Genomic DNA, 17,522 nt, shown 5'->3' on the forward strand with positions numbered 1-17,522 from the left:
CCTCGGCTGATTAGAAACGGAAGTGAGAGAACGCCTTGTTGGCTTCTGCCATGCGATGAACGTCTTCGCGCTTCTTAACAGCGGAGCCCTTGCTATCAGCGGCATCCAGGATTTCTCCTGCCAGACGCTGCGCCATGGACTTTTCACCACGCTTCCGTGAAAATTCTACGAGCCAGCGCATGGCCAGCGCGTTTTGACGTGAAGGCCGCACTTCGACCGGCACCTGGTAGGTAGCACCACCCACACGACGGGATTTAACTTCCACCATCGGCTGGATGTTTTCCAGGGCCTTCTCGAACATCTCGATCGGCTCTTCCTTGGATTTGTCGGCGACGATATCAAGCGCGCCGTAAACAATGCGCTCTGCAACGGCCTTCTTACCACTTTCCATAACGTGGTTGATGAACTTGGCCAGTCGCGCACTGTGGAACTTCGGATCCGGGATGATTTCCCGTTTTGCAGCAACTCTTCTTCTAGGCATCGATAAGCCCTTATCTGTTAAAAGGTCTTCAGGAACCCCTGAGATAGCACCAGCTACTCAGCCTTACTCTTACCGCTGTTTTCAATAGCAACGATAAAAGACACCCACTTGGGACATCAGGACTTGGGTCGTTTTGCACCGTACTTGGAGCGACCCTGCTTACGGTTCTGCACACCCTGGGTGTCCAGCGTTCCGCGAACAGTGTGATAGCGCACACCCGGAAGGTCTTTTACTCGACCGCCACGGATCAGCACAACACTGTGCTCCTGAAGGTTGTGACCTTCACCACCAATGTATGAGGAAACCTCGAAGCCGTTGGTCAGACGAACACGGCACACTTTACGCAGTGCTGAGTTCGGCTTCTTCGGCGTAGTGGTATATACACGAGTGCACACACCACGGCGCTGCGGGCAAGCCTGCAGAGCAGGAACGTCGCTCTTGGCCGCTTTGCGTTTACGAGGCTTACGCACCAACTGATTAATCGTTGCCATGTAAGCAAACTCCAAAAAACCGTATCAATGAAACTTACCCCCGACATGCGGGGGTAAAATTTGAGGGTCGCAAGTTTAAGCCTGCACCCCCGAACAGTCAAGATGACTGATCTCTTTTTGACCACCTGCCGGATAGGTATCTTCCGGCGGGTGGCTGCTTTTCCGCGAATTAACTCTCGCGGTTAAGCTCTGCGCTCAGCGCTTCTTCCACATCGGCTGCAGTCACACCCTGCTCGCCAAGCTCACGCTTGCGCTTGCGCTCGGCGTGGTAAGCGAGGCCGGTACCCGCGGGAATCAGACGACCAACCACAACGTTCTCTTTCAGGCCGCGCAGGTAATCACGCTTGCCGGTAACCGCACCTTCGGTGAGTACCCGCGTGGTTTCCTGGAACGACGCCGCAGAAATGAACGATTCGGTTGCCAGCGAGGCCTTTGTGATACCCAGCAACAGGCGCTCGCACCGTGCCGGTTCCTTGTCCGCCGCTTCCGCTTTCTCGTTCTCTTCCATGAACTGGGTGATCTCGACCTGATCGCCGCCCAGCAGGCTGGTATCGCCGGCGTCGGTGATCTCGACCTTGCGCAGCATCTGGCGAACGATAACCTCGATGTGTTTATCGTTGATGACAACACCCTGCAGACGATACACGTCCTGAATTTCGTTGGTGATGTACTTCGCCAGTGCTACCACGCCCAGCAGGCGCAGGATGTCGTGGGGGTTGGACGGACCATCGGAGATAACCTCACCCTTCTCGACCGTTTCACCTTCGAACACGTTCATCTGACGGTGCTTGGGAATCAGAACCTCATAGGGATCTGCATCCTTCGGCGTAATCACCAGACGCTTCTTGCCCTTGGTCTCTTTACCGAAGGAAACCACACCACTGATCTCAGCCAGGATGGAGGATTCTTTCGGACGACGGGCTTCGAACAGGTCAGCAACCCGTGGCAGACCACCGGTGATGTCCCGTGTTTTCGAGCTTTCCTGCGGAATACGGGCAACTACGTCACCCAGCTCGATCTTGGCACTGTTGGCCATGGTCACCAGAGCGTTGGCCGGCAGGAAGAAGATTGCGGTGCCACCACCCGGCAGCTCCACTTCTTCGCCCTTGTCGTTCACCAGCTGGATCGCCGGACGGATGTCCTTACCAGCAGCGGGGCGCTCTTTCGGATCGATCACTTCCATGGTCGACAGACCGGTCAGCTCGTCAGTCTGGGTGCGGACAGTAATGCCCTGATCCATGTTGACAAACTTGGCGGTACCTTCCGCTTCGGCAATGATCGGGTGAGTGTGCGGGTCCCACTTGGCAACCGCGACACCGGCCTCAACCGTGTCACCGTGCTTCACGGACAGCACTGCGCCATAAGGCAGCTTGTACCACTCACGCTCACGGCCCTGCTCGTCGGCAATGGCCAGTGCGGAGGAACGGGAAACCACAACCAGGGAACCGTCGGTCTTCTCGATAGACTTGAGGTTGTGCAGACGAACAGTGCCGCCGTGCTTGACCTGGATATTGTCGACCGCAGACGCCCGGCTGGCCGCACCACCAATGTGGAAGGTACGCATGGTCAGCTGGGTGCCCGGCTCACCGATAGACTGGGCTGCAATAACGCCCACAGCCTCACCGACGTTGACCTGGTGCCCGCGGGCAAGGTCACGACCGTAACACTTGGAGCAGATGCCGTGGCGGGTTTCACAGGTGATCGCAGAGCGAACCCAGACTTCGTCCACACCGGCACGCTCAAGCGCTTCGACGGCTTTCTCGTCGAGCAGTGTGCCCACTTCCACAACAGCGTTGTCTTTATCCGTCGGCGTGTAGGCAGCGCGTGCAGTTACACGGCCCAGTACACGATCACCCAGCGGCACTACCACGTCGCCACCTTCGATGTGCGGCGTCATCAGCAGGCCGTCGTCGGTACCGCAATCTTCCTCGGTCACGACCAGATCCTGGGAAACGTCTACCAGACGACGGGTCAGGTAACCGGAGTTCGCGGTCTTCAGAGCCGTATCTGCCAGACCTTTACGGGCACCGTGGGTAGAGATGAAGTACTGGAGTACGTTCAGACCCTCACGGAAGTTGGCGGTGATCGGCGTCTCGATGATGGAGCCGTCCGGCTTCGCCATCAGACCACGCATACCAGCCAGCTGACGAATCTGCGCGGGGGACCCCCGGGCGCCAGAGTCGGCCATCATGTAGACGGAGTTAAAAGATTCCTGCATCAGGAACTTGCCATCCTCGCCTTTGACGGGCTTGCCGTCAGGGCCGATAACCTGTTCCTGGGACAGCCGGTCCATCATCGCCTTGGAGACTTTGTCGTTGGCGCGGGACCAGATATCGATAACCTTGTTGTACTTCTCGCCCTGGGTCAGCAGACCGGACGCGTACTGGGTCTCGATATCTTTTACTTCTTCAGAAGCAGCATCTACCAGCTCGTACTTCTCCGGAGGAATCTCGAAATCGTTAAAGCCGATTGAGATGCCGGAAACCGTTGCGAAGTGATAGCCCATATACATCAACTGGTCCGCAAAGATAACGGTGTCTTTCAGACCCGCATCGCGGTAGCAGGTGTTGATAAGGTTGGAAATTGCCTTCTTGACCATCGGCTTGTTGACGATGTCGTAAGACAGGCCGTCAGGCACGATATCAAACAGCAGAGCACGGCCGACCGTGGTGTCCACGATCTTCTGCACTTCTACTTTCTCGCCATTTTCGTCATAGGTCACTTCCTTGACACGGACCTTGACCATGGCCTGAAGATCAACCTTGCCGGCACCATAGGCGCGGTGCGCCTCTTTAACGTCGGCAAACACCATGCCCTCACCTTTCGCACTCTTGCGGTCACGGGTCATGTAGTAAAGACCCAGAACCACGTCCTGCGAGGGAACGATGATTGGCTCGCCATTCGCCGGCGACAGCACGTTGTTGGTGGACATCATCAACGCACGAGCTTCGAGCTGCGCTTCCAGTGTCAGCGGTACGTGAACCGCCATCTGGTCACCGTCGAAGTCGGCGTTGTAGGCGGCACAGACCAGCGGGTGAAGCTGGATGGCCTTACCTTCAATCAGCACTGGCTCAAACGCCTGTATTCCCAGACGGTGAAGCGTGGGCGCCCGGTTCAGCATGATCGGGTGCTCGCGGATGACTTCGTCCAGGATGTCCCAGACCACGCCTTCCTCGCGCTCGACCATCTTCTTGGCGGCCTTGATCGTCGTCGCCAGACCACGATGCTCAAGCTTGGAGAAAATAAACGGCTTGAACAGCTCCAATGCCATCTTCTTGGGAAGACCACACTGATGCAGACGCAGGTATGGACCTACCACGATGACCGAACGGCCAGAGTAGTCTACGCGCTTACCGAGCAGGTTCTGACGGAAGCGGCCCTGCTTACCCTTAATCATGTCAGCCAGGGACTTCAGCGGGCGCTTGTTGGTGCCGGTAATGGCGCGACCACGACGGCCATTGTCCAGCAGTGCGTCCACAGCTTCCTGCAGCATCCGCTTCTCGTTACGCACAATGATATCCGGAGCATTGAGCTCCAGCAGGCGCTTGAGACGGTTGTTCCGGTTGATCACCCGACGATACAGATCGTTCAGGTCGGACGTTGCGAAACGGCCACCGTCCAACGGTACCAGCGGACGCAGATCCGGCGGCAGCACCGGCAGCACGGTCATGACCATGTCGCCCGGCTTGTTGCCCGAATACAGGAACGCCTCAAGAATTTTCAGACGCTTGCTGAATTTCTTGATCTTGGTTTCGGAGTTGGTCTGGGGAATTTCTTCCCGCAGGGCTTCAACCTCGGCCTGCAGATCAATACCTTCCAGCAGTTCCTGAACGGCTTCGGCACCCATGCGGGCGTCGAACTCGTCACCGAACTCTTCCAGTGCCTCGTAATACTGCTCGTCGTTCAGCAGCTGACCTTTCTCGAGGGTGGTCATGCCAGGCTCGATCACGATGAAGGATTCGAAGTACAGAACCCGTTCAATGTCGCGCAGGGTCATGTCCAGCATCAGGCCGATGCGAGACGGCAGTGATTTCAGGAACCAGATGTGGGCAACCGGGCTGGCAAGCTCGATATGGCCCATGCGCTCACGGCGCACACTGGCCAGTGCGACTTCAACACCGCACTTTTCGCAGATTACACCACGGTGCTTGAGGCGCTTGTACTTGCCGCACAGACACTCGTAATCCTTGATCGGGCCGAAGATCTTGGCGCAGAACAGACCGTCACGCTCAGGCTTGAACGTACGGTAGTTAATGGTCTCAGGCTTTTTGACCTCACCAAAAGACCATGATCGGATCATGTCAGGCGACGCCAATCCAATACGGATGGCGTCAAATTCCTGCTTCTGGTTCTGGTTTTTGAGAAGATTCAGCAAATCTTTCATCAGTAACAGCTCCGGATGGCGTTATTCTCGGGCGGGCACCGACGGTGCCCGCTCTCGCTGCCAAAAACAATTCGGCTCACTCGGATTCCAGCTCGATGTCGATACCCAACGAGCGGATTTCCTTGACCAGAACATTGAAGGATTCGGGCATGCCCGGCTCCATACGATGATCGCCATCGACAATGTTCTTGTACATCTTGGTCCGACCATTCACGTCATCAGACTTAACGGTGAGCATTTCCTGCAACGTATACGCTGCACCGTAAGCCTCAAGGGCCCACACTTCCATCTCACCGAAGCGCTGACCACCGAACTGCGCCTTACCACCCAGCGGCTGCTGGGTAACCAGGCTGTACGAACCGGTGGAACGAGCGTGCATCTTGTCGTCGATCAGGTGGTTCAGCTTGAGGATGTACATATAGCCAACAGTCACCGGTCGATCGAATTCATCGCCGGTACGGCCGTCGTACAACACTGTCTGACCTGTCGTGCTGAGGCCTGCCAGCTCAAGCATATGCTTGACCTCGGCTTCCTTGGCACCGTCGAATACCGGCGTCGCCATGGGAACACCTGTACGCAGGTTGTTGGCCAGGGCAAAGATCTCCTTGTCACTCAGCGAATCCAGGTCAACCTGGGTGACCTCGTCCGAGTGGTTGTAGATCTCGTCCAGCAGCTTGCGCAGCTCGGCAACTTTACGCTGCTCGTCCAGCATCTGGCTGATACGCTCGCCCAGCCCCTTGGCGGCAGCACCCAGGTGAGTCTCAAGAACCTGACCTACGTTCATCCGCGACGGAACACCCAGGGGGTTCAGCACGATATCAACGGTGTTGCCGAACTCGTCGTAAGGCATGTCTTCGATCGGCATAACCGCCGAGATAACACCCTTGTTACCGTGACGGCCAGCCATCTTGTCGCCTGGCTGAATCCGACGCTTGATCGCGAGGTAAACCTTGACGATCTTGAGAACACCGGGAGCAAGGTCATCACCCTGCTGAAGCTTGCCTTTCTTGTCATCAAAGCGAGCTTCGTGCTCTTTCTTGCGATCCTCAAGACCCTGCTCGGATTTCTCCAGCAGCTCGTTCAGCGCTTCGTCTTTCATCCGCAGCTTGAACCAGTCATCCCGTGGCAGTTCTGCCAGGTAGGCTTCGTCAAGCTTGGCGCCTTTCTTCAGGCCCGGACCGCTGATCACTTCCTGACCGTTCAACGCACTGGTCAGACGCTCATAGGTGGCGCCTTCAACAATGCGGTACTCGTCTTTCAGATCCTTACGGTACTCGTCCAGCTGTTCTTTTTCGATGGCCTGGGCACGAGTGTCTTTCTCGATACCATCACGGGTAAAGACCTGTACGTCGATAACCGTGCCACGGGTGCCGGTGGGCACACGTGAGGACGTGTCTTTTACGTCCGAAGCCTTCTCGCCAAAGATAGCCCTCAGGAGCTTCTCCTCAGGCGTCAGCTGGGTTTCACCTTTCGGTGTAACCTTGCCGACCAGGATGTCACCGGCACCAACTTCTGCACCAATGTAGACAATACCGGACTCATCCAGCTTGGACAGCGCGCTCTCGCCGACGTTCGGAATATCCGCCGTAATTTCTTCGCTGCCCAGCTTGGTATCCCGGGCCACACAGGTCAGTTCCTGGATGTGTATGGTGGTCAGGCGATCTTCCTGGACCACTTTTTCCGAGATAAGGATGGAATCCTCAAAGTTGTAGCCGTTCCAGGGCATAAACGCGATGCGCATGTTCTGACCCAGAGCCAGTTCACCCAGATCCACCGAAGGACCGTCGGCCAGCACGTCACCGCGCGCCACCAGATCACCTTCGTTCACAATGGAACGCTGGTTGATACAGGTGTTCTGGTTAGAACGGGTGTACTTGGTGAGGTTATAGATATCCACACCAGCATCACCGGCTTCGGTTTCGCCGTCATTCACACGAACCACGATACGGGCCGCATCGACGCTCTCGATGACACCACCGCGACGGGCAGATACACAGACACCCGAATCCTGGGCAACCGTCCGCTCAACACCGGTACCGACCAGCGGCACCTGAGAACGCAGAGTCGGAACTGCCTGGCGCTGCATGTTCGAGCCCATCAGTGCGCGGTTGGCGTCGTCGTGTTCCAGGAACGGAATCAGGGAAGCCGCTACCGACACAACCTGGCGCGGTGACACATCCATGAAATTGACGTTTTCCGGTGGCGTAACCGTGAATTCGTTCTGGTGGCGAACAGTAACCAGTTCGTCAGACAGGCGGTTATTGTCATCCATCGCCGCGCTGGCCTGGGCGATGATGTAATTACTTTCCTCGATTGCCGAAAGATAGACCACTTCGTCGGTGACCTTGCCTTCAACCACTTTCCGGTACGGGCTCTCAAGGAAGCCGTAGGAATTAGAGCGGGCATAGGTTGCCAGCGAGTTGATCAGACCGATGTTCGGACCTTCCGGCGTCTCGATGGGACAGACCCGACCATAGTGAGTCGGGTGAACGTCACGAACCTCAAAACCGGCACGCTCACGGGTCAGACCACCTGGGCCAAGAGCCGAGATACGGCGCTTGTGGGTCACTTCCGACAGCGGGTTGTTCTGGTCCATAAACTGGGACAGCTGGCTGGAGCCGAAGAACTCTTTTACTGCCGCCGCAACCGGCTTGGCATTTATCAGGTCCTGCGGCATCAGGCCTTCGCTTTCGGCCAGGCTCAGACGCTCACGGACGGCACGCTCAACACGCACCAGGCCAACACGGAACTGGTTCTCGGCCATCTCGCCCACACAACGGACGCGACGGTTACCCAGGTTGTCGATGTCATCGACATTGCCTTCACCGTTACGGATATCGATCAGCGTCTTCAGGACGTCGATGATGTCGTCATGGGTCAAGGTGCCTTCGCCGGTGCTTTCTTCCCGACGCAGACGACGGTTCAGCTTCATCCGGCCAACAGAGGACAGGTCATACCGCTCTTCGGAGAAGAACAGGTTGTTGAACAGGTTCTCGGCAGATTCCTTGGTGGGCGGCTCGCCAGGACGCATCATGCGATAGATTTCGACCAGCGCCTCAAGCGGGCTGCGGGTCGGATCAATGCGCAGGGTGTCCGACATGAACGGACCACAGTCCAGATCGTTCGTGTAAAGCGTTTCAATATCCTTTACACCGGAATCCAGAATCTTGGTGACCACTTCTTCGGTCAGCTCGGAGTTACATTCAACCAGCACTTCGCCGGATTTCTTGTCGACCATGTCTTTGGCCAGAACTCGCCCGTACAGGTACTCAGTCGGCACTTCCAGCTCAGTCAGGCCAGCCTTTTCAAGCTGCTTGATGTGACGGGCGGTAATGCGGCGACCTTCTTCAACAATGACGGTGCCCTTCTTGTCCTTGATGTCGAAGGTTGCGATGTCACCGCGCAGGCGGCTAGGCACCAGCTCCAGTTTGCAGACTTCAGGGCCAATGCTGAACTTACTGGTATCAAAGAACATTTCCAGCATCTGCTCGGAGGTATACCCCAGGGCACGAAGCAGGATAGATGCCGGCAGCTTACGACGACGGTCGATACGGACAAACACGGAATCCTTGGCATCGAACTCGAAGTCGAGCCATGAGCCACGGTAAGGAATAACCCGCGCCGAATACAGCAGCTTGCCTGAAGAGTGGGTCTTGCCCTTGTCATGATCGAAGAACACACCCGGTGAACGATGGAGCTGGGAAACGATAACCCGCTCAGTACCGTTGATGACGAAGGTACCGTTCTCGGTCATCAGGGGCATTTCGCCCATGTAGACTTCCTGCTCTTTAATATCCTTGATCGCCTTGTTCGACGATTCCTTATCATAAATGATAAGTCTTACTTTGACCCGCAGCGGTGCTGCGTAGGTTACGCCCCTAAGCTGGCATTCCTTGACGTCAAATACCGGCTCGCCGATGCGGTAACTCACGTATTCGAGCGCGGCGTTGCCAGAATAACTGACAATCGGGAATACGGATTTGAATGCTGCGTGGAGACCGGTTTCCCGACGACTATCGGGTTCGGCTTCACTTTGGAGGAAGTCCCGGAACGAATCCAGCTGTATAGACAGCAAATAGGGAACATCCATCACGGACGGCAATTTACTAAAATCTTTGCGAATCCGCTTTTTCTCAGTATAGGAGTAAGTCATCTGCATTCCCCAGCTTTAGACCTGATACCTGGTATCAAGAAGCAACCATTTTTCTGCTTCGGGGCCGAATTGCTCGGCTTACTGCGCCGTCTTGAGCACGACCGTTGCTGTAGGTTCAGGGTTCCGACAGCACTTTGGTCCTGACGTTCCGAACCTGCAGCATATACAACAGAAAAAGGCCGGTGGCACTCGGCCACCAGCCTATCCATGCTTATTGCACGGTTTCAATCAACAACCAACGCTTACTTGAGCTCAACAGAAGCGCCTGCTTCCTCAAGCTTCTTCTTGGCTGCTTCGGCGTCGTCTTTGCTCGCGCCTTCTTTAACAACGGAAGGAGCGCTGTCGACCATTTCTTTGGCTTCTTTCAGACCCAGGCCAGTCAATTCACGAACGGCCTTGATCACGTTGACTTTCTTCTCACCAGGACCGGTCAGAACAACGTCAAATTCAGTCTGCTCTTCAGCAGCTGCGGCTTCGCCGGCAGCGGCTGGCGCAGCGGCAACGGCTGCTGCGGCAGATACGCCAAACTTCTCTTCCATTGCTTCAACAAGAGCAACAACGTCCATTACGCTCATTTCTGCAATTGCGTTCAAAATGTCTTCGTTAGACAGAGCCATGACTTTCTCCGAAATGTTTAAAAATGGTGTTCAACAGAATCAAGCAGCTTCTTGCTTCTGGTCTCGAACTGCCGCTACTGCACGGGTCACTTTGGTTGGAACTTCGTTCAGTGTCCGCGCAAGCTTGGTAATCGGTGCCTGTGTGACGATAGCCAGCATAGTCAACGCCTCGTGACGCGTTGGCAGCTTGGCAAGGCGATCAATCTGGTCCGCGCCCATCAGCTCACCGCCGACAGCCAGGCCTTTGATCTCGAACGCCTCTTTCTCTTTGGCAAAATCCTTCAGCAGGCGTGCAGCCGCACCCGGATCTTCCATTGAGAACGCCAGAATGGTTGGGCCGACCAATACTTCATCAATGCACTCGTACTCGGTACCGCGAATCGCAATCTTGGCAAGGTTGTTACGAACAACCTTCAGGATTACATTCTCAGCGCGAGCCTTGGCACGAAGCGCCGTCATATCACCAGAGGTGACACCACGGTAATCAGCCATAACCACTGACAGAGCACCACCGGCAGTCTCGTTGACTTCAGCGACGATCGCTTTCTTGCCTTCGAGTCTAATTGCCACTGGATTTCTCCTCGATTTCGCCGGGCTCATCCCGGCAAACCCACATATACCCCTCGCGGGGCTCCTAACGGTGTTTGGGTTCAGAGAGAACGTCTTCACACCGTCTGCGCAGGCGTTGCTTTAACCCTTCCGGCCACCTCAAAAGGCAGCCTCGGGGGCCTGCGGTCTTTGACAGCCTTGGCTTCCGCCTAGACTACAAAGCACTACCAACCAAAGACTTAAATGCTCAAAGCACTCTGGTCGATAGCCAGACCAGGACCCATCGTCGACGACAGGGTTACCTTCTTGAGGTAAACGCCTTTCGAAGAAGAGGGCTTGGCCTTTTTCAGATCTGCAATCAGAGCCTCAATGTTTTCCTTGATGTTCTGCGCAGAGAACTCAACATTACCCATTGGCGCATGGATAATACCGTTCTTATCAGTACGGTAGCGAACCTGACCTGCCTTGGCATTCTTAACGGCAGTCTCAACGTCCGGCGTAACAGTGCCGACTTTCGGGTTTGGCATCAGGCCACGGGGACCAAGAATCTGGCCCAGCTGACCGACAACGCGCATGGCATCCGGAGTGGCGATAACCACGTCAAAATCCATCACGCCTTTTTTGACCTGTTCTGCCAGATCGTCCATGCCGACGATGTCGGCACCAGCAGCGGTTGCCTTCTCGGCGTTGGCACCCTGCGTGAATACAGCGACACGAACGGTCTTGCCAGTGCCGTGGGGCAGAACGGTGCTGCTACGGACAACCTGGTCAGATTTCCGGGCGTCAACACCAAGGTTGATCGCAACGTCTACAGACTCCTTGAACTTGACGGTTCCGCCGAGTTCAACGAGCAGCGCAACGGCCTCATCAACCGAATAGGTACGAGTGGCATCAACTTTTTCACGAATCAGCTTCTGACGCTTGCTAAGCTTTGCCATGTTACAGGCCCTCCACGTTGAGGCCCATGCTACGGGCAGTTCCGGCAATGGTACGAACAGCTGCGTCCATGTTGGCAGCTGTCAGGTCGGGCTCTTTAGTCTTGACGATCTCTTCGAGCTGCTCACGGGTAACCGTGCCGACTTTTTCGGTATTCGGACGACCGGAACCACTCTTGATGCCAGCTGCTTTTTTCAGCAGAACCGGCGCCGGCGGGGTCTTTGTAATAAACGTAAAGCTGCGATCACTGTAGACTGTGATCACAGTCGGAATCGGCAGACCAGGTTCCATGTCCTGAGTCTGGGCATTGAATGCCTTACAGAATTCCATGATGTTTACGCCACGCTGACCCAGTGCAGGGCCAACGGGAGGACTCGGGTTGGCCTTACCGGCAGCAACCTGAAGCTTGATATAAGCGTCAATCTTCTTAGCCATGATTACGTCTCCTGTGGGTGCAAACGCCTTTCGGCTCCCCGGTTTTTAAGACTGCCAATTGCAGACACAAAAAGCCCGCGTCGCCATAGCGCGCGAGCTTAGAGCACTCGAGATCGCCGGTCAGTCCTTTTCGACCTGCCCGAACTCCAGCTCTACTGGAGTTGAACGGCCGAAAATCAGTACGGCAACCTTGACCCGACTCTTGTCGTAGTCAACTTCTTCAACAACGCCATTGAAGTCAGCAAACGGACCTTCAGTGACGCGAACAACTTCGCCAGGCTCGAACAGAGTCTTCGGCTTGGGCTTATCAGCACCGCTTTCCACGCGGCGCAGAATTGCTTCGGCTTCGCGCTCGGTGATCGGCGCCGGCTTGTCCTTGGTTCCACCAATAAAGCCCAGAACCCGCGGCGTGTTCTTCACCAGGTGCCAAGTGGCGTCGTCCATTTCCATCTGAACCAGAACATAGCCAGGATAGAACTTACGCTCGCTCTTGCGCTTCTTACCGTCGCGCATCTCGACGACTTCTTCGGTCGGAACCAGAATTTCGCCGAACTTGTCTTCCATTCCGTTGAGCGCAACGCGCTCACCCAGAGTGCGCATTACGTGCTTTTCAAAGCCAGAATACGCATGTACGACGTACCAGCGCTTAGCCATTGCCCACTCCTGTTACCCGATAACTCCGGAGACCAGCCAACTGATCAACGAATCCATACCCCACAGCACAAGAGCTACAAACAACACGAACACCACTACGATGGCCGTGGTCTGAATCAGCTCTGGCCGGGTGGGCCATACGACTTTCCGGATTTCAACCCGTGCTTCTTTCAGGAGTGCCGCAAACCGACGACCGCGGTCCGTCTGCAGCGCAACAAGTGTCGCCAACAGCGCGAGCACAACAAGACCCAGCACCCGATACAGTAATGACTCGGCACTGAAATACTGATTGCCTACAACACCGACGGCAATCAGAACAAATACGACCAGCCACTTGATGGTATCGAAGCTACTGGTTGAACGTTCGGCTTTTGACTCCATAGGAATCAGCTTTATCCGGATGTTAAAAAATGGCAGGCCAGGAGGGAATCGAACCCCCAACCTGCGGTTTTGGAGACCGCTGCTCTGCCAATTGAGCTACTGGCCTGCACCGAAACAACTCAGCGCACTTACTTCGAGCAAATTACTCGATGATCTTTGAAACCACGCCGGCACCAACGGTACGGCCGCCTTCACGAATCGCGAAGCGCAGGCCATCTTCCATGGCGATCGGAGCGATCAGGGTAACACTCATCTTGACGTTGTCACCCGGCATAACCATTTCCACACCGTCCGGCAGCTCACAGGAACCTGTGACGTCGGTGGTACGGAAATAGAACTGTGGACGATAGCCCTTGAAGAACGGCGTATGACGACCACCTTCTTCCTTGGACAGAACGTACACTTCACACTCAAACTTGGTGTGCGGCTTGATCGAGCCCGGCTTACACAGAACCTGACCACGCTCGACGTCTTCGCGCTTGGTACCACGCAGAAGCGCGCCAATGTTCTCACCTGCACGACCTTCGTCCAGCAGCTTGCGGAACATCTCAACACCGGTACAGACCGTCTTGACGGTATCTTTAATACCAACAATCTCGATCTCTTCGCCAGTCTTGATAACACCACGCTCAACACGACCGGTCACAACAGTACCACGACCCGAGATAGAGAAGACGTCCTCGATCGGCATCAGGAACGGCTGATCAATCGCACGCTCAGGATCCGGGATGTACTCGTCCAGGGCTTCTACCAGCTTCTTGACAGCGGTAGTACCCATCTCGTTGTCATCCTTACCTTCCAGCGCCATCAGCGCAGAACCGGTAATGATCGGGGTATCGTCGCCCGGGAAGTCGTACTGGCTCAGCAGTTCACGAACTTCCATTTCAACCAGCTCAAGCAACTCTTCGTCATCGACCATGTCCGCCTTGTTCAGGAACACGACGATGAACGGTACGCCAACCTGACGGGACAGCAGAATGTGCTCACGGGTCTGCGGCATGGGGCCGTCTGCAGCGGAGCAAACCAGAATAGCGCCGTCCATCTGCGCCGCACCCGTGATCATGTTCTTCACATAGTCAGCGTGGCCCGGGCAGTCTACGTGCGCGTAGTGACGCGCCGGCGAATCATACTCAACGTGAGACGTCGCGATAGTAATACCACGAGCCCTTTCTTCCGGCGCGTTATCGATCGAGTCGAATGCGCTCGCGCTACCCGTTCCCCACACTTCGTGACATACACGAGTCAGTGCGGCTGTCAGCGTGGTCTTGCCATGGTCTACGTGACCAATGGTGCCCACGTTTACGTGTGGCTTATTACGCTCAAATTTTGCTTTAGACATTCGACCTATCTCCCTAATCAACTGGACCGAAACGTTGACCGGACAAATAATGGAGCTCATGACCGGAATTGAACCGGTGACCTCATCCTTACCAAGGATGTGCTCTACCGACTGAGCTACATGAGCGATTCAACACTTCAAATTGGAGCGGGCAGCGGGAATCGAACCCGCGTCATCAGCTTGGAAGGCTGAGGTAATAGCCACTATACGATGCCCGCGAGCAATAAGTGGTGGAGGGGGCAGGATTCGAACCTGCGAAGCTTTCGCGTCAGATTTACAGTCTGATCCCTTTGGCCACTCGGGAACCCCTCCCGTACGAGCACGCCACTTGGCGCACCCGCTAAAACTAAAAATGGAGCTGGCGGACGGAATCGAACCCCCGACCTGCTGATTACAAGTCAGCTGCTCTACCAACTGAGCTACGCCAGCCCACATTCGCCTCTTCAGCGAGGGCGGTATACTACGGATTTTCGGGAGTCGTTGCAATACCTTCACAACGGCTGATTTCGACCATTTCGAAATCCCCCGGATAATCTCTGACCAACCCATCCCCAGCATCCTCTCCATCTGCCGGGGGTACTTCAAAAACGAGGGCGTAGCTTAGCTGATTACGCGGGAAGTTGGCCAGTACTGCATTGAGATTCTGGCGTTTTTTTGCCGCCAACACTCTTTTTGCGGCGTCTTCGGACTGAAACAGCCCCAACGAAATGGCGTTCCGGTTTTCTCCCTGGGTCACGAGGTAGGAGTCAATGCCCCGCTGCTGCAAGTCCCGGAACAGGCTCAGAGCCCGATCTTCAGGCTGGGGAGGGATGATCACCCAGTGCAGGGGTTCAAGCGCCCGCTCCTGTTCCGTGACAGCGTAGACGGCACCCGGACTACCAAGGGACTGGTATGCATTACGAGCCGCTTCTGCGGTTTCAAACCATCCGAGCCGGACGCAGGTCGGCACCACCGGGTCGCCGGATTGCCCATCCGCCACTGAAGCATCCAGCTCGACAACAGGTACGTTTGCAGCCTCAGCCCTAGCCTCAGTGTCCGGCTCACTCATTGCTTTCAAAGGCGTCATTGGCGCTTTAGGCTCGACAGGCTGATCGTCCGCTGGAATTCCTGAGTCACCATCGACCTTTAAAGTAGAGACCCGGGGCAGGGTCTGGTTTTCGGCGACTATATTCGTCCTCGCAGGTATCCAGAAATCACCCGCAAGCCACACCAGTGCGTTCGCAGCCAGGATCACCAGCAGCAGCCATTTCATGAACCGGCCGCCTCTGAGTCAATTGCGGCCAGACCTGAGAGCACGAGGTCCGGCTCATGCTGCCCCGGAAGTCCAGCCGCCAGAAGGGCCACGGCGTCTCCACCCGTACAGACGATACGCTGGAGACGGTAGCGCTCACAGTCGGCGACAAGATGGCGAATCAGCCCCTCCCAGAGCCAGACCAGCCCATGCTGCACACACTCAGTCGTCGACCTGCCAGGGTCTCCAGCACCTGCATCAATTGACTCAAATCCTATTCTGGCGGCGTCCTGCTGTAGAGAGCGCAGCATCATCTGCTTACCCGGAAGAATATAGCCACCGAGATGGTCACCGTCACCGGTAACATAATCCACGGTAATGGCACTACCGGCGTCTACCACCGCAAAACCATCGAGCCCCTGCTGCCACGCCGCGTACATGGCGTGCCAACGATCCGCACCCATTTTTTCAACGTCTGAATAGGCATTACGAAGACCACCACGAAGACTTTCGGCCCAATAAAAAGATATCGGCGCACCGGACAAGTCGACTAACTGACTGACCAGCACCGAACGCCTGGCCTCGGAAATAACCGTCGAGACAGATATACTCTCAATTCGGGCGCCAAAGGGCGACAGCTCGTCTAACCACTGCCGACTATCGAACAGACAGGCACCTCCGGTCACGACATCGCCCTGTTGATCGAGCCGCCATTTCAGCCTTGTATTCCCGGCGTCAATCAACAGTCTCATGGAGAAGCTCGCAAACTGATTTCACCTGCGCGGACTTTTTCAATCTCTCCGTCCACATCGATCAGATAGTTTCCCTGTTGATCCACTCCAGATCCCTTGCCCAGTAGGCTGCCATCGGCGGTTGCTAGTGGCTGCCCTCTGAATATATCGCGATCCTGCCACCGCGAACGAAAACTCTCAAAACCGTTCGCGGCAAATTCTTCTGAGAACTGAAGCACAGACTCAATCACACCTGCTGCAATTTCATTCCGCTGCCAGGTGAGGTCGGGCATCGAGCGAGACAGACTCGTCCAGGCCTGTTCCACGCCGTCAGCCTGCGACATGTGGACATTAATACCAATGCCGGCGACCACTTCAATCAGCCCTTCTTCGAGCTCTCCCTGCAATTCCACAAGAATGCCCGCCAGTTTGCAGTCGTCGATAAACAGGTCGTTTGGCCATTTGAGACCAACACGTTTCGCACCTTGCCTATCAAGAGCCTCGGCAACAGCCAGACCAAGCGCCAGGCTCAGGCCGTCGAGTATCGCAAAGCCACCCCGGAAGGTCAGACCAAGACTCAGATACAGATTCTCACCACGAGGGCTCTGCCACTGGCGGCCACGGCGACCCCGGCCAGCGGTCTGATGCTCTGCTAGGCAGACCAGAACGCCACTATTACGCTTCAGAGCCCGCTGGCGAATAACTTCGGCGTTGGTGGAGTCGAGTTGGTCGTGAACCTGGAGGCTGGAAATGCTGGAAACCAGGTTGTCAGGCAACTGATCAAGAATGGCGTCAGCATCTAGCAGATCCAGCGGCGTCATCAACCGATACCCTTTACCCTTGATTGTATCGATGGAGTAACCGTCCTCGATGGCCCGCCTGACCTGTTTCCAGACGGCTGTGCGACTGACCCCGAGGGCGGCAGCGAGAGATTCTCCGGAATGGACCTGCCCATCAGCAAGAAGGCCGAGTAACGCTCTGGATTTCATTCAATTTCGCCTGGTAAATGTGCCAGCATAAATAAAAAACCCCCACCGGCAAAGCCGGAGGGGGTTTTTAGTATTAAGAGCCTGACGATGACCTACTCTCACATGGGCAGAAGCCACACTACCATCGGCGCTGGTCTGTTTCACGGCTGAG

The 17,522-nt window shown here is 55.8% G+C and carries 14 protein-coding genes and 5 tRNA genes; all 19 read right to left on the minus strand.

What is annotated here, in order from left to right; all coding sequences use genetic code 11:
* Window positions 1-10: 10 nt before the first annotated feature.
* The 19 genes from rpsG to E5Q11_RS15685 all read right to left on the minus strand — a co-directional run bounded on the left by rpsG (window position 11) and on the right by E5Q11_RS15685 (window position 17,371).
* Complete coding sequence (gene rpsG, locus E5Q11_RS15595; protein ID WP_135804376.1) at window positions 11-481, minus strand: 30S ribosomal protein S7; 471 nt, start codon at window positions 479-481, stop codon at window positions 11-13.
* Window positions 482-597: 116 nt separating this feature from the next.
* Complete coding sequence (gene rpsL / locus E5Q11_RS15600; protein WP_106670730.1) at window positions 598-972, minus strand: 30S ribosomal protein S12; 375 nt, start codon at window positions 970-972, stop codon at window positions 598-600.
* Window positions 973-1,141: 169 nt separating this feature from the next.
* Window positions 1,142-5,356 (minus strand): DNA-directed RNA polymerase subunit beta', encoded by a 4,215-nt coding sequence (gene rpoC / locus E5Q11_RS15605; protein WP_135804377.1) that lies wholly within the window; start codon window positions 5,354-5,356, stop codon window positions 1,142-1,144.
* Window positions 5,357-5,432: 76 nt separating this feature from the next.
* On the minus strand, window positions 5,433-9,509 hold the full coding sequence (gene rpoB / locus E5Q11_RS15610; RefSeq protein WP_135804378.1) for a DNA-directed RNA polymerase subunit beta: 4,077 nt from the start codon (window positions 9,507-9,509) through the stop codon (window positions 5,433-5,435).
* Window positions 9,510-9,751: 242 nt separating this feature from the next.
* On the minus strand, window positions 9,752-10,126 hold the full coding sequence (gene rplL, locus E5Q11_RS15615) for a 50S ribosomal protein L7/L12 (protein ID WP_135804379.1): 375 nt from the start codon (window positions 10,124-10,126) through the stop codon (window positions 9,752-9,754).
* Between the two features lie 39 nt (window positions 10,127-10,165).
* Window positions 10,166-10,696 carry a 50S ribosomal protein L10 gene (gene rplJ, locus E5Q11_RS15620; RefSeq protein WP_135804380.1) on the minus strand — a complete coding sequence of 177 codons (531 nt, stop codon included), beginning with the start codon at window positions 10,694-10,696 and terminating at the stop codon, window positions 10,166-10,168.
* Window positions 10,697-10,914: 218 nt separating this feature from the next.
* Window positions 10,915-11,613, minus strand: coding sequence for a 50S ribosomal protein L1 (rplA, locus tag E5Q11_RS15625; RefSeq protein ID WP_135804381.1), 699 nt, complete (start codon window positions 11,611-11,613; stop codon window positions 10,915-10,917).
* A 1-nt stretch (window position 11,614) separates the two neighbouring features.
* The gene (rplK, locus tag E5Q11_RS15630; protein ID WP_135804382.1) at window positions 11,615-12,046 is read right to left on the minus strand and encodes a 50S ribosomal protein L11; all 432 of its coding nucleotides are present in this window, start codon (window positions 12,044-12,046) and stop codon (window positions 11,615-11,617) included.
* A 120-nt stretch (window positions 12,047-12,166) separates the two neighbouring features.
* Window positions 12,167-12,700, minus strand: a complete 534-nt coding sequence (gene nusG / locus E5Q11_RS15635; RefSeq protein WP_135804383.1) for a transcription termination/antitermination protein NusG — start codon at window positions 12,698-12,700, stop codon at window positions 12,167-12,169.
* Window positions 12,701-12,712: 12 nt separating this feature from the next.
* The gene (secE, locus tag E5Q11_RS15640) at window positions 12,713-13,081 is read right to left on the minus strand and encodes a preprotein translocase subunit SecE (protein ID WP_135804384.1); all 369 of its coding nucleotides are present in this window, start codon (window positions 13,079-13,081) and stop codon (window positions 12,713-12,715) included.
* Window positions 13,082-13,111: 30 nt separating this feature from the next.
* Window positions 13,112-13,187, minus strand: a tRNA-Trp gene (locus E5Q11_RS15645).
* Window positions 13,188-13,223: 36 nt separating this feature from the next.
* On the minus strand, window positions 13,224-14,420 hold the full coding sequence (gene tuf / locus E5Q11_RS15650; RefSeq protein WP_135804374.1) for an elongation factor Tu: 1,197 nt from the start codon (window positions 14,418-14,420) through the stop codon (window positions 13,224-13,226).
* 50 nt (window positions 14,421-14,470) lie between these two features.
* Window positions 14,471-14,546: transfer RNA gene (locus tag E5Q11_RS15655), tRNA-Thr, on the minus strand.
* 17 nt (window positions 14,547-14,563) lie between these two features.
* Window positions 14,564-14,638, minus strand: a tRNA-Gly gene (locus E5Q11_RS15660).
* Window positions 14,639-14,648: 10 nt separating this feature from the next.
* A tRNA-Tyr gene (locus tag E5Q11_RS15665) sits at window positions 14,649-14,732 on the minus strand.
* Window positions 14,733-14,773: 41 nt separating this feature from the next.
* Window positions 14,774-14,849: transfer RNA gene (locus E5Q11_RS15670), tRNA-Thr, on the minus strand.
* A gap of 31 nt (window positions 14,850-14,880) precedes the next feature.
* Window positions 14,881-15,672, minus strand: a complete 792-nt coding sequence (locus tag E5Q11_RS15675; protein WP_135804385.1) for a hypothetical protein — start codon at window positions 15,670-15,672, stop codon at window positions 14,881-14,883.
* Window positions 15,669-16,403, minus strand: a complete 735-nt coding sequence (locus tag E5Q11_RS15680; RefSeq protein WP_135804386.1) for a type III pantothenate kinase — start codon at window positions 16,401-16,403, stop codon at window positions 15,669-15,671. The genes E5Q11_RS15675 and E5Q11_RS15680 overlap by 4 nt, the downstream gene beginning before the upstream one ends.
* Window positions 16,400-17,371, minus strand: a complete 972-nt coding sequence (locus tag E5Q11_RS15685; RefSeq protein WP_135804387.1) for a biotin--[acetyl-CoA-carboxylase] ligase — start codon at window positions 17,369-17,371, stop codon at window positions 16,400-16,402. The genes E5Q11_RS15680 and E5Q11_RS15685 overlap by 4 nt, the downstream gene beginning before the upstream one ends.
* Window positions 17,372-17,522: the final 151 nt, after the last annotated feature.

The organism is Marinobacter confluentis (assembly GCF_004785685.1).
Classification (GTDB): domain Bacteria; phylum Pseudomonadota; class Gammaproteobacteria; order Pseudomonadales; family Oleiphilaceae; genus Marinobacter; species Marinobacter confluentis.

What these genes read in the sequence shown, in the direction of transcription:
- rpsG (WP_135804376.1), bottom strand. Translation starts at nt 481, where the DNA reads ATGCCTAGAAGAAGAGTTGCTGCAAAACGGGAAATCATCCCGGATCCG.
- rpsL (WP_106670730.1), bottom strand. Translation starts at nt 972, where the DNA reads ATGGCAACGATTAATCAGTTGGTGCGTAAGCCTCGTAAACGCAAAGCG.
- rpoC (WP_135804377.1), bottom strand. Translation starts at nt 5,356, where the DNA reads ATGAAAGATTTGCTGAATCTTCTCAAAAACCAGAACCAGAAGCAGGAA.
- rpoB (WP_135804378.1), bottom strand. Translation starts at nt 9,509, where the DNA reads ATGACTTACTCCTATACTGAGAAAAAGCGGATTCGCAAAGATTTTAGT.
- rplL (WP_135804379.1), bottom strand. Translation starts at nt 10,126, where the DNA reads ATGGCTCTGTCTAACGAAGACATTTTGAACGCAATTGCAGAAATGAGC.
- rplA (WP_135804381.1), bottom strand. Translation starts at nt 11,613, where the DNA reads ATGGCAAAGCTTAGCAAGCGTCAGAAGCTGATTCGTGAAAAAGTTGAT.
- rplK (WP_135804382.1), bottom strand. Translation starts at nt 12,046, where the DNA reads ATGGCTAAGAAGATTGACGCTTATATCAAGCTTCAGGTTGCTGCCGGT.
- nusG (WP_135804383.1), bottom strand. Translation starts at nt 12,700, where the DNA reads ATGGCTAAGCGCTGGTACGTCGTACATGCGTATTCTGGCTTTGAAAAG.
- secE (WP_135804384.1), bottom strand. Translation starts at nt 13,081, where the DNA reads ATGGAGTCAAAAGCCGAACGTTCAACCAGTAGCTTCGATACCATCAAG.
- tuf (WP_135804374.1), bottom strand. Translation starts at nt 14,420, where the DNA reads ATGTCTAAAGCAAAATTTGAGCGTAATAAGCCACACGTAAACGTGGGC.
- E5Q11_RS15675 (WP_135804385.1), bottom strand. Translation starts at nt 15,672, where the DNA reads ATGAAATGGCTGCTGCTGGTGATCCTGGCTGCGAACGCACTGGTGTGG.
- E5Q11_RS15680 (WP_135804386.1), bottom strand. Translation starts at nt 16,403, where the DNA reads ATGAGACTGTTGATTGACGCCGGGAATACAAGGCTGAAATGGCGGCTC.
- E5Q11_RS15685 (WP_135804387.1), bottom strand. Translation starts at nt 17,371, where the DNA reads ATGAAATCCAGAGCGTTACTCGGCCTTCTTGCTGATGGGCAGGTCCAT.